Source organism: Neptunicella marina (genome assembly GCF_014270035.1).
GTDB classification, from domain to species: Bacteria; Pseudomonadota; Gammaproteobacteria; order Enterobacterales; family Alteromonadaceae; genus Neptunicella; species Neptunicella marina.
In genome coordinates this window covers 62,897-77,499 of record NZ_JACNEP010000006.1, presented here as the reverse complement: position 1 = coordinate 77,499, position 14,603 = coordinate 62,897, and the positions used below count along the sequence as shown (strand labels likewise).

17 protein-coding genes are annotated in these 14,603 nt (G+C 44.7%); 10 read left to right on the top strand and 7 right to left on the bottom strand.

Going from position 1 to position 14,603, the window contains the following annotated elements:
* Positions 1-4: 4 nt before the first annotated feature.
* Genes ftsX through ftsY form a run of 3 tightly spaced genes read right to left on the bottom strand, consistent with a single transcriptional unit; the run spans position 5 to position 2,900 of the window.
* Positions 5-985, bottom strand: coding sequence for a permease-like cell division protein FtsX (gene ftsX, locus H8B19_RS09020; RefSeq protein WP_186506494.1), 981 nt, complete (start codon positions 983-985; stop codon positions 5-7).
* Positions 969-1,670, bottom strand: coding sequence for a cell division ATP-binding protein FtsE (ftsE, locus tag H8B19_RS09015; RefSeq protein ID WP_186506493.1), 702 nt, complete (start codon positions 1,668-1,670; stop codon positions 969-971). Before ftsE ends, ftsX begins: the two co-directional genes overlap by 17 nt.
* A gap of 30 nt (positions 1,671-1,700) precedes the next feature.
* Positions 1,701-2,900, bottom strand: a complete 1,200-nt coding sequence (ftsY, locus tag H8B19_RS09010; RefSeq protein WP_241737551.1) for a signal recognition particle-docking protein FtsY — start codon at positions 2,898-2,900, stop codon at positions 1,701-1,703.
* A 103-nt stretch (positions 2,901-3,003) separates the two neighbouring features.
* Here ftsY and rsmD point away from each other — a divergent pair, with 103 nt between their 5' ends.
* Positions 3,004-3,591, top strand: a complete 588-nt coding sequence (rsmD, locus tag H8B19_RS09005) for a 16S rRNA (guanine(966)-N(2))-methyltransferase RsmD (protein WP_186506491.1) — start codon at positions 3,004-3,006, stop codon at positions 3,589-3,591.
* Positions 3,592-3,596: 5 nt separating this feature from the next.
* A complete protein-coding gene (locus H8B19_RS09000; RefSeq protein WP_206683172.1) occupies positions 3,597-3,965 on the top strand; it encodes a diacylglycerol kinase in 369 nt (122 codons plus the stop codon).
* A gap of 9 nt (positions 3,966-3,974) precedes the next feature.
* On the opposite strand, the gene H8B19_RS08995 is transcribed toward H8B19_RS09000, so the two are convergent.
* Both H8B19_RS08995 and H8B19_RS08990 read right to left on the bottom strand, forming a co-directional pair.
* A complete protein-coding gene (locus tag H8B19_RS08995; RefSeq protein ID WP_186506490.1) occupies positions 3,975-4,562 on the bottom strand; it encodes a YjaG family protein in 588 nt (195 codons plus the stop codon).
* Positions 4,559-5,152, bottom strand: a complete 594-nt coding sequence (locus H8B19_RS08990) for a YhgN family NAAT transporter (protein ID WP_186506489.1) — start codon at positions 5,150-5,152, stop codon at positions 4,559-4,561. Before H8B19_RS08990 ends, H8B19_RS08995 begins: the two co-directional genes overlap by 4 nt.
* Positions 5,153-5,301: 149 nt before the next feature.
* Here H8B19_RS08990 and H8B19_RS08985 point away from each other — a divergent pair, with 149 nt between their 5' ends.
* Positions 5,302-5,484 carry a MerR family transcriptional regulator gene (locus tag H8B19_RS08985; protein WP_186506488.1) on the top strand — a complete coding sequence of 61 codons (183 nt, stop codon included), beginning with the start codon at positions 5,302-5,304 and terminating at the stop codon, positions 5,482-5,484.
* A gap of 63 nt (positions 5,485-5,547) precedes the next feature.
* Here H8B19_RS08985 and pepB read toward each other — a convergent pair whose 3' ends face one another.
* A complete protein-coding gene (pepB, locus tag H8B19_RS08980) occupies positions 5,548-6,828 on the bottom strand; it encodes an aminopeptidase PepB (protein WP_186506487.1) in 1,281 nt (426 codons plus the stop codon).
* A 97-nt stretch (positions 6,829-6,925) separates the two neighbouring features.
* On the opposite strand from pepB, the gene sfsA reads away from it, so the two are divergent.
* The 7 genes from sfsA (at position 6,926) to panC (ending at position 12,932) form a co-directional block, all read left to right on the top strand.
* Positions 6,926-7,648, top strand: coding sequence for a DNA/RNA nuclease SfsA (sfsA, locus tag H8B19_RS08975; protein ID WP_186506486.1), 723 nt, complete (start codon positions 6,926-6,928; stop codon positions 7,646-7,648).
* Between the two features lie 138 nt (positions 7,649-7,786).
* The gene (gene dksA, locus H8B19_RS08970) at positions 7,787-8,227 is read left to right on the top strand and encodes an RNA polymerase-binding protein DksA (RefSeq protein WP_186506485.1); all 441 of its coding nucleotides are present in this window, start codon (positions 7,787-7,789) and stop codon (positions 8,225-8,227) included.
* Positions 8,228-8,293: 66 nt separating this feature from the next.
* Positions 8,294-9,184 carry a tRNA glutamyl-Q(34) synthetase GluQRS gene (gene gluQRS / locus H8B19_RS08965; protein WP_186506484.1) on the top strand — a complete coding sequence of 297 codons (891 nt, stop codon included), beginning with the start codon at positions 8,294-8,296 and terminating at the stop codon, positions 9,182-9,184.
* A 225-nt stretch (positions 9,185-9,409) separates the two neighbouring features.
* On the top strand, positions 9,410-10,672 hold the full coding sequence (gene pcnB / locus H8B19_RS08960) for a polynucleotide adenylyltransferase PcnB (protein ID WP_422121154.1): 1,263 nt from the start codon (positions 9,410-9,412) through the stop codon (positions 10,670-10,672).
* Positions 10,669-11,160, top strand: coding sequence for a 2-amino-4-hydroxy-6-hydroxymethyldihydropteridine diphosphokinase (gene folK / locus H8B19_RS08955; RefSeq protein WP_186506483.1), 492 nt, complete (start codon positions 10,669-10,671; stop codon positions 11,158-11,160). The genes pcnB and folK overlap by 4 nt, the downstream gene beginning before the upstream one ends.
* A gap of 107 nt (positions 11,161-11,267) precedes the next feature.
* Complete coding sequence (gene panB, locus H8B19_RS08950; protein ID WP_186506482.1) at positions 11,268-12,068, top strand: 3-methyl-2-oxobutanoate hydroxymethyltransferase; 801 nt, start codon at positions 11,268-11,270, stop codon at positions 12,066-12,068.
* A gap of 9 nt (positions 12,069-12,077) precedes the next feature.
* Positions 12,078-12,932: a pantoate--beta-alanine ligase gene (gene panC, locus H8B19_RS08945; RefSeq protein WP_186506481.1), complete on the top strand. Its 855-nt coding sequence runs from the start codon at positions 12,078-12,080 to the stop codon at positions 12,930-12,932.
* 55 nt (positions 12,933-12,987) lie between these two features.
* Here panC and H8B19_RS08940 read toward each other — a convergent pair whose 3' ends face one another.
* A complete protein-coding gene (locus H8B19_RS08940) occupies positions 12,988-14,550 on the bottom strand; it encodes a methyl-accepting chemotaxis protein (protein WP_186506480.1) in 1,563 nt (520 codons plus the stop codon).
* Positions 14,551-14,603: the final 53 nt, after the last annotated feature.

Below are 14,603 nucleotides of genomic sequence, written 5' to 3'. Positions count from 1 at the left end.
GGTTTTAGGTGGGTTCAATTTCACGAATATGTCTGGCCACACTAATAATCGAACCAGCCAACCCCAGCGTAACCGATAAGCCCAACACCACCAGAAGCTCGCTGCCGGATAAGCCTGTCAGGGTAAAATCTTTTTGGTAAAGCTGCGTTAGTGCAGCAATACTGGATTCCATCCACCAACAAATAATGATTACCGCAAACCACGCCAGAATCCCGCCAGCCAAGCCAAACCAAAAACCGGTATACAAAAAAGGACGCTGAATAAAGGCATCGGTTGCTCCAACCAGTTTCATCACCTGAATTTCACTGCGTTTATTTAGAATGTTCAGCCTGATGGTATTGCCAATAATAAGTACCACAGCCAAAAACAACAATAAGGCGATAAGCGATACCAGTTCGCGCGCCAGTGTTAACACGCCATGTAAACGCGTGAGCCATTCTATATCCAGTTTGCCGGTTTCCACCTCCCGTTCATTCCGTAACTTATCCAATAAACGCGCAGCAGATTGCGGTCCGGCAAATTTTTCGGTGGGTGTTACCAGTAACACATCTGGCAAGGGGTTTTTATCCAGATATTGCAATGCATCGCCAAACCCTGAAAGTTGCTTAAATTCTTTCAACGCCTGTTCGGAAGGAACATGCACAAGTTTTTCCACCTCTGGCCACAGGTTCACTCGTTTAATCAGTTGCTGAATATCTCCCTGACTAACGTCCTTGCGCAAAAACAATGAAATTTCAGCAGCCTGTTCCCAGCCTGCACTCACCTGCTCCGTATTCTTGACCAATACATATAAGGTTGTAGGTAAGGTAATACTTAAACCTAATACGCCAATGGTTAATAAGGATGCCGTGGGAGTGCGCCATAAATCGCCTAAACTGGCCAATGCCTGACGCAGATGATCCACAAAAAACATCATCACTTTTTGGACTGTCGATATTTGGCTTATCTCAGCCCCGTGCTGGCGGTCTTTAAACAGTAAACTCATCACTATCCTCCTGCCAGTCTTCGGTTAATCCATCAGTAATCATCTGACCATTTTTTAAAGTGAGGGTGCGGTAGCGCATGCGCGCAATCAAACCCAAATCGTGCGTAGCAATAAATACAGAAACACCGGCCTGATTGAAGTTTTCAAACAGCTCGATAATTTCCATGGACAGCTTGGGATCAAGGTTACCGGTTGGCTCATCTGCCAGTAGTAATGGTGGACGATTAACCACAGCACGCGCGATGCCAACACGTTGCTGTTCACCACCTGAAAGAGTAACCGGAGAATTTTTAGCCTTATTTAACAAGCCAACCATATCTAGCGCCGCATGAACCTTTTTAGTGGTTTCACGGCGCGAATAACCTTCAATAATCAAAGGGAGAGCTACATTGTCGAAAACGGTTTTATCCATCAACAATTGATGGCTTTGGAAAATCATGCCGATATCGCGGCGAATGTAAGGGATTTGGCGAGAGGTGATCTGTTTAAGGTCATGACCATTGATCAGTACACGTCCAACAGTAGGACGCTCCATGATACTGATCAGTTTGAGCAGAGTACTTTTACCTGCACCTGAGTGCCCGGTTAAAAACGCCATTTCTCCGGGTTTAATATGAAAGCTCACCTGACGCAGCGCCTGTTGGCCACCCGGATAAGTTTTACTGACCTGCTCAAATTTAATCATGCTAAATAAAAGTCCCTGTTTTTATTGTTATTAAGACTCCGGTTGAGAGAATAATGCCTCAACAAACTGTTCACCTTCGAAGGGGCGCAAGTCATCAATACCTTCACCTACACCTATGTAGCGGATGGGAATATTTAACTTATCGGCAATGGCAAAAATCACCCCGCCTTTTGCGGTACCATCCAGTTTAGTCAGGCTAATGCCGGTTAATCCCACTGCTTCGCCAAATAACCTGGCCTGACTCAAGGCATTTTGGCCGGTACCGGCATCCAGCGTTAACATGACTTCATGCGGTGCATCCGGATTGAGCTTTTTCATGACGCGCACGACTTTTTTCAGCTCTTCCATTAGATTGTCTTTGTTTTGCAGACGACCTGCCGTATCAGCTATTAATACATCAACATTTCGTGCTTTTGCCGCTTCCAACGCATCATATAAAACCGAAGCACTATCAGCGCCAGTGTGCTGTGCAATCACAGGTATATTGTTGCGATCACCCCAAACCTGCAGCTGTTCCACCGCTGCCGCCCGGAACGTATCCCCTGCGGCCAGCATCACTTTTTTACCCTGATTTTGGAACTGCTTGGCCATTTTTCCAATGGTGGTGGTTTTACCGACGCCATTTACTCCCACCATCAAAATAACAAACGGACCTTCCGATTTATCCAGCTCAAGTAGCTGAGTAACCGGCTTAAGAATATCCGTCATATGTTGTTTTAATAATTGGTACAGCGCTTCGCCATCTTTTAACTGCGAACGATCTGCTGATTCCGTAAGATGGTCGATAATCTTCTGTGTGGTTTCAATGCCTAAATCAGCCATTAATAACTGGGTTTCCAGCTCTTCAAACAACTCTTCATCAATTTTTTTACCGCTAAATAACCCGATAAAACCACTACCAATATTAACCCGGGTTTTACTCAGGCTTTTTTTCAGACGGCTAAAGAAACCTTCATTTTTGGTAATAGGCACGTCTTCGACTGTTGTTTCAGCCTGTCGTTCTGGCTCAACAACCTCAGAAGCAGCGTCAGCTTGAATCTCAACAGCGTCACTTTCAGCAGTTGGAATTTCGGCGCTTGCAAGCTCGGTTTCAGGTAATTCAGACAGGTCTTCAGCAAGTTGTGCGGCGGATTGTTCAGCTTCGACTGAAACTTGCTCCGATTCTTGTTTGGCAGGGGCGGGATCCTGGCTGGCTTTATCTTTATTGAACCAGGAAAAAAACTTAGACATAAAAACACTGTTCCTTTCAAACATTTGCTTGTGTATCACAAGCGGATGACACGGTACACTATGTACTTATCGATGCACTAATTGCCATAATCATACCATTTCAATGAAGCGACAGGCTAAAAAAAAATCCACTGTAACAGGCAGTATCAGAGTCATTGCCGGACAATGGCGAGGTAGAAAACTACCCGTTCTTGATGCACAAGGGTTGCGTCCAACAACTGACCGCACTAAAGAAACCCTGTTTAACTGGCTGGCGCCTTATATAGCAGGTACTCGCTGTCTTGATGCATTTGCGGGCAGTGGCGGCTTAGGTTTTGAGTCCTTATCTCGTCATGCCAATCATGTAACTTTTGTTGAATACAACAAAAGTGCTGCTCTGCAAATTGAAGCAAACTGCCAGCTACTGAAACTTAATGCATCTCAAGCTCAGGTAATAAACAATGATGTGTTACAACATCTTAATCAGCCGACAGAAGCCTATGATTTAATCTTTGCCGACCCCCCTTTTAACAAGCAATTACTCCCGGAATTGATTGCCAAAATAGAGCAACAACAATTATTAGCTCCCAACGGTCTGATTTATATAGAATCTGAAATATCTTGTGCCTACAGCATTCCAGCACAGTGGCAATTACTTAAACAGAAACAAACCAAACAAGTTAATTACCGGCTATACCAACAAGGCGAATAATAATAATGACAATGATTAAACCAAATGGTCGCGGATTTACGCGGGTTATAAACGCTGCGAAATGTTCAATTGAAGGGTTAGGGTATGCCTATCGTCACGAAGAGGCATTTCGAATGGAACTGGGTATTTGTGCTGTGCTTATACCACTTTCATTCTGGTTGGCTGAGTCCCCTAGTGAATTTCTGACTTTAGTTCTTCCTCTGATGGCGATTTTGGTAGTTGAGTGTATTAATAGTGCAATTGAAGCGGGCATAGATCGCATCAGCACAGATATTCATCCACTTTCCAAACAAGCCAAAGATCTTGGCTCCGCGGCCGTATTTCTAACAATGTTAATCACTGGTATTTGCTGGTTATCTGTGCTCTTTTTCTAATTGAAATATTTATTCTTGTATTTCGATACCGATATTTGAGACCCCTTCTTCAACCGCCATTGCTCTAAGCTCTTTACACAGGTTTGGTGAGGTCTTTTTTGATTCAAGAATATCTAGTAATGATTGTTGAAAACTTACTTCCCACTGCATTAATGGATGTGCTTTTATTGCCTGGTTGTCTAATTGCTCTTCATGAGTAGCCTCAATAAAAGCTTCAACAGAACCTTGTGACAGTTTGCTGATCACGACGGCGCCCTGAGGATCATCTCCCATAATCAACAACAGCAATGCGGCCATCGACATGCCTGCATCAATGGCTGGATATACACCATAAAAGTCATGTTCAGCAGCATCAGGCGTAGCTTCTTCGATTTTTTCGAGGTGCACCGCCAGATTCATCTTTTGTTTAGGATCAGCCAGCTTGTCCCATATGGCATTGAGTGTTTTACGAAACTGTTCCGCATCACCTTGTTCACTTACGTCACAAAATAGCATGTAATTTGGCAGCATACGTTCAAGTAAGGTTGCACCAAACAGGGCTGCTTGCGCAGGTGGCAACTCACGCACACGGGCGAAAGTAGTTAATTTATTATTCATGTTGCGTGTCCCCAGTATGCTACAACGCCATCTAAAAACATTTGTATTGAAATCATGACCAGTATCATGCCCATTAGGCGTTCAACGGCGGTTAATCCACGTTCACCCAGTAAACGATGGAAGCTATTTGAGAACATTAAAATTGAAGCGGATACAAACCATGCGCAAAACAACGCTATGCTCCAATCAGCCATACGATCCGGATCCTGATTAGCTAACAAGATCAGAGCAGCCAGAATCGACGGTCCGGCAACCATTGGGATTGCCAACGGGACTAAAAACGGCTCTTCTCCTACGGGCTGACCAGCAACACCACCAGGTTGCGGAAATATCATACGCAGGGCAATTAAAAACAAGATAATTCCTCCGGCAATACTAACGGTTTCCTGTTTCACATTAAGAAAATCCAGCATTGCTTGTCCGCTGTACAGGAATAATCCCATAATCAGCAGCGAGAATAACAGCTCACGAGCCAACACCTTTTTGCGTCGTTTAGGCTCTATCACTTTTAGTACTGACATAAAAACAGGCAAATTGCCCAATGGATCCATAATTAAAAACAACATGATTGCTGCGGACCACGTATCCATCAGTACTCTCCAAACAAAATAAGTCTGGCTATTTTAATAAAAAATCAGATAAGTTTCAGTTGTTTAATTAATCTGTTTATACTGCCGGCTGGGTAAAATACCGTTTTTAGGCTTTAATAATAATCAATACTAAAAAGGAAGAAACTGCAATGAACTTGATGACAGTCAGCGAGGTCGCGGAATTTCTTGGTGTGCAAGATATTCGCGTTGAACGCCTTGAGCGTGAAAGCCTTCTGCTCGCTAAACAAAAAGATGATGAAGGGCGCCCTTTATTTGATGCCGAGGATGTAAAACGCTACAAAACCTTTGCCGAACGTATCGGCGGCATCTAATCAACTTTTATCCGAATTAAACAACAAGGCGATGCTGACACACATCGCCTTGTTGTATCAGCTCTATCCTCTAATTAACTGCGCAATTGTACGTATACCAGCGGCTGTTGCCCCTGCAGGCAGCATATTGGTCGCAGAATTGTTAAACGCAGACGCTAAATCAAAATGCAGCCAGCCCTGACCTTCATTTGGAACAAAACGAGATAAAAAACCAGCAGCATTCGAAGCGCCACCCGCTCCACCGCCTTTGACCGGACGACTATTAGCCGTATCGGCATAAGCAGACGGACAATTATCCTGATGCCACTTTTCCAAAGGCAATGGCCATGCTGGCTCATTTACCGACTCAGCCACTTGCACTGCTTTGGCAACCAAAGGTTTATCCAAACCAAATAATGCATTGTATTCACTACCAACCGCTACCATAGCGGCGCCAGTGAGTGTAGCGGCATCAATAATCAGCGGGGCACCAGTTTCACCGGCAGCCATTAAACCATCAGCCAGTACCAGACGACCTTCGGCATCGGTATTAACCACTTCAACCGTTGTACCATTTTTATAAGTCAGGATATCTCCCAGTTTATAAGCGTTACCGCTAATCAGATTTTCTGCACAGCAAAGAAACATTTTTACGCGCTTTTCCAAGCCTTGCATAATGGCTAAACCTAAGGCGCCCGCCACCGTAGCCGCACCGCCCATATCGCATTTCATGGTTAACATGCCTTCACTGGATTTGATACTGTAACCGCCACTGTCAAAGGTAATACCTTTACCAACCAGCGCCGCAGAAACTTTTGCATCAGGGTTGCCTGTTGGATTAAAGTCCACTTCCAGTAATAAAGGAGGGCGCTGACTACCACGACCTACACCATGAATGCCAATCCATCCCTGTTCAAGTAATGCATCACCTTCAATGGTTTTGACGGTTATATCGTTACTTAAAGACGATAACCATTGGCTAACTTCTTTTGCTAACGACTGAGGGTGAATATCTTCTGGTGCACGATTAATGAGATCACGGGTAAACAACATTGCTTTGGCACGTTGTTGCAATTCTGCTTTATCAGCATTATCGACAAAATGCACACCACCTGGTTTTTTCGGAGAGACATAACTGCAGACAAAAGCCCACTGCTGTTCGGCATTCCAATCGCCAATTAACTGAATTTCTTTATTACCTAAGCCATCCAGATGTCGCGCTGCCTTTTTTATGATGCGCAATGCATCCACCGAACCTCTGCCAATATGCACTGTCGCGCCCGACTCAGAAAATGACAAAATCGCACTGGTTCCCCATTGTGCAGGTGCCGGATTGGAAGAGAGTGAAAGGGTAAGAAGAGACATAACAACCTCGTATCAATACAATTGCTCACCAACGAACAACCGTAATTTGTTAGAATGGACAGCTAGTCTAAATTATCCGCTATGGTGGACTCAAGAAATGAAGTTTGTCAGCCCACTGATACCCGGCACATTAATTAAACGCTACAAACGTTTTTTTGCTGATGTGAAACTGGATACAGGTGACATTGTCACCGCACATTGTCCCAACACCGGCTCAATGAAATCCTGCGCAGAACCGGGTTGGAAGGCCTGGTTATCCAAACATAACAACCCCAAACGCAAACTGGCTTACACCTGGGAGTTGGTAGAAAACCATCTTGGTCATCTGATTGGCATTAACACACACAATGCCAACAAGCTGGTTGCAGAAGCAATACAGCAAAATCGAATACCAGAACTTACCGGTTACGATAAAATCAAACCCGAAGTCAAATACGGTAATGAAAATAGCCGGATTGATTTTTTACTGACGCAAAGCAACCAACCCGATTGTTATGTTGAAGTAAAATCGGTCACCTTGCTTGAGCAGGATTGGGGATGTTTTCCCGATGCTGTGACCACGCGGGGACAAAAACACCTGCGTGAACTCGCTATTTTAGCTGAAAAAGGACAGCGTGCAGTACTGCTATTTTTAGTACAGCATAGCGGTATACATCAAATGACTGTCGCGCGTCATATCGACCCGGCCTATGCTGCAGAACTGCAAAATGCTATTGATGCAGGAGTAGAAATACTGGCTTATGGTTGTGAATTACTCGGTGATGAATACAAAGTCAGCTATCAATGTCCATTTAATTTGCATAAAAAAGTTGATTTTTAATTTTTGATCTCCATATTTGGCTGTCTGATCGAATAGGGAGTACTTCAGTCCCCCGAATTCGTTGTCAAGCAAGAGGCTTTCTGCTATAGATAGCCGCTTATTAAAAATCCCTGCGATTTTGTTTAGGAGAATTGGCTGATGCCAACAAATAAAACAATAGGCCTGCTCGCGCTGGCAGGTGTGTCGCCTTATCAGGAGAAGGAAGGCGAAGAGTACATGAACGATGCTCAGTTAGAGCATTTCAGAAAACTACTTCAAGCCTGGCGTAACCAATTGCGTGAAGAAGTCGACCGTACTGTACATCACATGCAGGACGAAGCGGCAAACTTCCCTGATCCGGTAGATCGTGCAGCACAGGAAGAAGAATTCAGCATCGAATTACGTACCCGTGATCGTGAACGAAAGCTGATCAAAAAGATTGAAAAAACCCTTAAGCGTATCGAAGAAGACGATTTTGGTTTTTGTGACAGTTGTGGCATCGAAATAGGTATTCGCCGACTGGAAGCACGCCCAACAGCCGACCTTTGTATCGACTGTAAAACCATGGCTGAAATCAAAGAAAAACAAATGCAGGGTTAATTTATATAACCTGTATGATGCTGTACAAAGAAAAAGGCTTTGTGCAGCATTCTATTTGTCTTTTTAATGAAGAACAGTCCTTCTACTTATCGAGGGCGATTTGCTCCCTCTCCTTCAGGTCCATTACATCTGGGCTCTTTGGTCGCTGCTGTAGGCAGTTACCTCCATGCAAAATCTCACCAGGGTAAATGGTTAGTTCGCATAGAAGATATCGATCCACCTCGTGAAATGCCGGGAGCCACTGACATTATCCTGCATACCCTTGAGCAGCATGGCCTGTATTGGGATGAAGCGATACGTTACCAAAGCAAACAATCAGATTTGTATGAATATCACCTTGAACTTCTTCAAAAACAATCCGTTACCTACTATTGCAACTGTACTCGTAAACTAATTCAACAGCGAGGTGGCCATTATCATGGATATTGCCGTGACAGACACTTAACGGCAGAGGGCTGCTCATTACGATTTAAAAACCTTGCCCCAATTAACTATTTTACCGACATGTTACAAGGCAATATTGCAGCTGATCAGGCTTTTTCGCATGAGGATTTTATTTTAAAACGTAAGGACGGTTTATACGCATACCATCTGGCTGTGGTGAGTGACGATACGGACCAGCAAATAAACCACATAGTACGAGGCAGCGATTTACTGCAGCCCACTGCCTGTCAACTCGCGTTGTATCAACAGCTAAAACTACCCCAACCTCAGTATTTACACTTGCCAGTTGTAGTGACAAAACCCGGCCTGAAACTCAGTAAACAGAACCATGCCCCCGCACTGGATAACAATCGGGCTACTGATAACCTGTGCACTGTCTTAAGTTGGTTAAATCATGCCCCACCAGCAGACATTGCAAATACTGATTGTGAGCACATACTCAAATGGGCCAGTGCCAATTGGCTAACATCAAAATTGCCACAACAGATTGAGATATTAAAAGCACAAGGGTAAAGGCCGCATAGCAAGGCTTGGCATTAATTTGCTCTGGTGAATTCAATTCTATTTTTTGCCGAGCTGCGCTAGAATTAGCCGCCCATTTTCTGGGGGCATCAATATTGCAGGAGTTAAGTTATTATTTCCCGGGTTATAAAAAAGGTTAAGCAGGTATTTTCAGGGGCTGAAACCGCAACTAACGGCGTCTTAAGTGAACGTGTTTTACCCCGTGCCGAACATGGCATTTCGCGTCGCGATATCAATGACAACGCGCTAAAAGTTCTATATCGCCTGCATAATGCTGGATTTGAAGCTTATCTGGTTGGCGGTTGTGTACGCGATCTCTTATTAGGTCAAACCCCAAAAGATTTTGATGTGGTCACTAATGCCGAGCCAGAACAGGTTAAAGCCCTTTTCCGTAATTGTCGTTTGATTGGCCGTCGATTTCGTCTGGCGCATGTCATGTTTGGCCGCGAAATTATTGAAGTCGCCACTTTCCGCGGACACCACCAGGAAGACGAATCGCTGGGTAAACAAAGCAGCCATGGTCAAATATTGCGTGATAACGTTTTTGGCACCATACAGGAAGATGCTGAACGCCGTGATTTCACGATTAACGCGATGTATTACAATATTGCTGACTTTTCTATTCGCGATTTTGCCAATGGTATTAAAGCGATTGAACAACGAAAAATTGCTCTGATCGGCGATCCCGAAACCCGTTACCGTGAAGATCCGGTGCGCATGTTAAGGGCAATACGATTTGCCGCTAAACTGGATATGCAAATCGATGACGCCACGGCTAAACCAATAAAAACGCTCGCTTCATTGTTAGCCAATATTCCACCTGCACGATTATTTGAGGAAATCATCAAACTGTTTATTTCTGGCAGTGGGCTCAAAACCTTACGTTTGCTGCAGGAATATCATTTGCTTGACCCGTTATTCCCCATTCTTACGCCCTTATTAAACGATCCGAACAGTAAAGAAAACGCATTTTTAGAACAGGTAATGCGCAATACTGATCAAAGGGTTAACAGTGATCAAAGAGTAACACCCGCGTTTGTTTATGCGGCGTTGTTATGGTTTCCAGTGGAGGAACGTTGCCAGACTTTGATGATGGAGGGAGGTTTTAACAGTTATGATGCCTTTAATCTTGCGATGGGTGATGTTTTAGATCGTCAGATTCAGCGCATCATGATCCCTAAACGTTTCACCAGTGTGATCCGTGAAATCTGGCAATTACAGCAACGATTCCCCAAACGTTTTGGACGCCGGACTTATCAAATACTGGAGCATCCTCGTTTTCGCGCAGCCTATGATTTTTTGCTGATACGCGCTGAAATTGAAGGGGGCGAATTGGAAATACTGGCGCAATGGTGGACTGACTTTCAACAAGCCAAACCCGAAGAACGCAAACAGATGCTAACAGCTCTGCGTAATAATGAATCTGCACCTCCCAAACGTAAACGCCGCTTCCGCAATAAAAAGCCACCCAGGCAATGATTACCGTTTACATCGGACTTGGCAGCAATTTAGCCAATCCTGCACAGCAACTGGTTGAGGCACGAAACGCCATTATTCATCTTGAACATTGTCAGTTAACTGCACAGTCCAGCCTGTATTGCAGCGTACCAATGGGGCCTCAGGATCAACCCAATTACATCAATGCAGTTGTGGTCATTAACACACAACTCGACGCTTTGGATTTGCTCGATGCATTGCAATCCATCGAAAATCAACATGGTCGTGAACGGATAGTGCGATGGGGCTCACGTACACTTGATTTGGATATTTTACTTTATGGTAATCAGCAAATTGATTTACCTCGTTTAACCGTGCCACATTATGGCTTAACTGAGCGGGAATTCGTCTTACATCCTATGCTCGAGATCAGTCCGGAACTCACGCTTCCGGGAGGTGAGTCTCTGGCAGAGCTATGTCAGCAAGTGCCTCTGAATGGCATGAAAAAAATCCAGTTCACCAACTGGTAACTAAAGCTTCTATTTGGAAATTCACAAAAAATATACGTATAGTGCCGCCTACTTACTGATGTATAAGTCGCGTTATAAGTGTTGGGCAATTAAAAGAGAATAGTGTTATGACAGCCAAAAAAGTCACATCTTCTACCCTGCTGAACATGAAACAACAGGGTGAAAAAATCACAGTATTGACCGCGTATGATGCCAGTTTTGCCAAACTGTTCGACGAACAGGGTGTGGAAGTCATGTTAATTGGCGACTCACTTGGCATGGTGCTTCAGGGTGAATCAGATACATTACCGGTGTCGGTAGATAATATTGCCTATCACACCTCAAGCGTCAGGCAGGGAACCGAACGAGCACTGGTTATCGCCGATATGCCATTTATGAGTTATTCAACCCCGGAACAAACTTACCTAAGTGCCGGTAAATTAATGGCGGCAGGGGCCACAATGATAAAAATGGAAGGCGGCAGCTGGTTATGTGAATCCGTTACCGGCCTTATCCAGCGCGGAGTGCCTGTATGTGGCCATTTGGGCTTAACGCCGCAATCGGTGCACGTTTTTGGCGGCTTTAAGGTTCAGGGTCGCTCAGAATTGCAGGCCGAACAAATTCTGGAGGATGCTATCGCGCTTGAACGTGCCGGTATTCAATTACTGGTGCTGGAATGTGTTCCCAGCTCTCTGGGGAAAAAAATCAGTGAAAGCCTGAGTATTCCGGTTATTGGTATCGGTGCAGGCCCGGACACTGATGGTCAGGTACTGGTAATGCATGACATGTTGGGGATCAGTGCCAACTACATGCCTAAATTTTCTAAAAACTTTTTAGCCGAAACGGGTGATATCCGTACCGCTGTAACGCGTTTTATTGACGATGTTAAGCAAGGTGTTTTCCCCGGTGAAGAACACAGTTTTAACTAAGTAATCTGTATGCAAATAATCAGTGATATTCAACCTTTGCGTGAAATACGTCGCCAGTGGCAACTGGAAGGCAAGATCATTGCGTTTGTCCCGACCATGGGTAATCTGCATGAAGGCCATTTAAAGCTGGTAAAAGAGGCGCGTAAACAAGCCGATATAGTGGTGGTATCAATTTTTGTTAACCCCATGCAATTTGGAGCTAACGAAGATCTGGCCGCTTACCCCCGTACTCTGAAGCAGGATTGTCAGGCCTTGCAGGAACTCAACGTTGATCTGGTTTTCACTCCAAAAGCGCAGGATATTTATCCCCGTGGACTGGAACAACAGACGTTTGTTGAAGTACCGGGATTATCCTACATGATTTGTGGTGCCAGTCGTCCCGGTCATTTCCGTGGGGTGGCCACTATCGTATGTAAGTTGTTTAATATGGTACAACCGAATCATGCCTTTTTTGGTGAAAAGGATTTTCAGCAGGTCCAGGTAATAAAAGCCATGGTGACCGATTTGTCGATGAATCTGCAAGTTCACAGTGTGCCCACTGCAAGAGCTGAGGATGGCCTTGCGCTCAGTTCGCGTAATGGTTATTTATCTGATGAACAGCGCCAGCTAGCACCCAATATTTATCGCATCATGAACCTGATAGCCGATCATATTGAGCTGGGGCGCAGGGATTATTCAGCATTAATTGAGCAATATTCAGCGGAACTGGAGCAACTGGGGTTTCAGACCGATTATATAGACATTCGCTCAGCCAGCAGTTTGTTACCTCCAGGAGTAGAAGATTCACAACTGGTAATTCTGGTCGCCGCCTTTTTAGGAACAACCAGACTGATCGATAACATGACGGTATCGCTATCCAATTAAGGTAAACAATGGAGGCAGGTTTAAACCACAACCTGCCTTATTATGCCTGCGTTTTTTAACGAAAACGCTTAACGACCTCATGTAACCCAAGCGCCACTTCCTGCATCTCGGTAGCTTGTCCGGCAAATTCTTCTCCAGCAGCCAGACTGATATTTGCGAGGTCGGAAATATCAACGATCTGTTTATTCACGTCTTCTGCCACAGTGGCCTGTTCTTCCACAGATGCTGCCATTTGTTGTGACATATCACTGACTTTGTTCAACGCCGTATTGATACCATTCAGCAATTCTGCCGTCTCCAGCACCTGTTTGACACCAGACTCAGCGTCCTGACGTCCATTGGCCGCAGATTGCACAGCTTCATCAGCAACGGTTGCCAGTGACGCAATCACCCGATGGATTTCTTTTGTTGAATCGGTTGTGCGCTGGGCCAGTTGCCTGACCTCATCAGCCACCACGGCAAATCCTCTGCCTTGCTCCCCGGCCCGTGCTGCTTCAATTGCGGCATTTAACGCTAACAAGTTAGTTTGTTCTGCAATCTGTTCAATAACCACAGCGGCATTAGAGATATTTTTAGACTCTTGTGCCAGTGCATCCACCGAGTTAGCAATATTATCCACTGAACGCTGAAGACCACGAATGACATCTGCGGTTTTGCTTGCAACCTGCTTGCCATTCTGAGCTAACGAATCTGCTTCCTGGGTTTCATCTGCCGTGCTTTGTACACTGCGTGATACTTCAGCAATGGTGGTAGTCATTTGATGCATGGCGGTAGCAACCTGCGTTGTTTCATGTTGCTGTCGGTTTAATTGCGCAACGACATTGTGAGATAAATCTGCAGAACTCTTAGCCCCTATGAAGACCTGGGACGCAGCATCATCAATGCGAGTCAGTACCGTATTCAAATGAGCGCGTTGTGCCAGTACGGCCACTGTGAGTTCACCTAACACACCTGAAGACTGAGTATAGGTCTCTACAGCTAAAGGATGTTTAAACGCATTAGGGATTAACTCAAGAATCGTTTTACAGGAAGATGCCATATGCAACTTATGCCAGATGGATACCCCAATTAAAGCCGCAATCAACAATATGACAGCTACTTCCGGCCAGCCGGCGACCCACAGACCAATTCCCAATATTGCTGCAATCAGCCCAAACATAGATGAGAAATGGTTTTTAATTTTATTTATTAAGGCATTAGGGCGGGCTGCATTGTTGCGAATACTTCTATATAAATGTTCCGCGCGGGCGACATCTTCACGTTTGGGACAGGTTCTTACTGATTCATAACCAATCACCTGACCTCTTTCAGTCACTGGGGTGACATAGGCATTAACCCAGTAATAATCGCCGTTTTTACAACGATTTTTAACCAGTCCCATCCAGGGTTTTCCCGCTTTTAGATGTTCCCACATGACCTTAAATGCCTGTGTGGGCATATCCGGATGGCGCACCAGATTATGTGGCTGACCAATTAATTCCTGTCTCGAGTAACCACTGATTTTGACAAAAGCATCGTTACAATGACGAATATTACCCTGTAAATCAGTCGAAGAAATAAGCTGCTCTGAAGAGCCAAATTTACGCTCATCATTGGTGACAGGTTGATTATTACGCATCAAAAATCCTTCAAATTTAATAGGTTACCCAAATTAGCACAGGCTTAAATAAT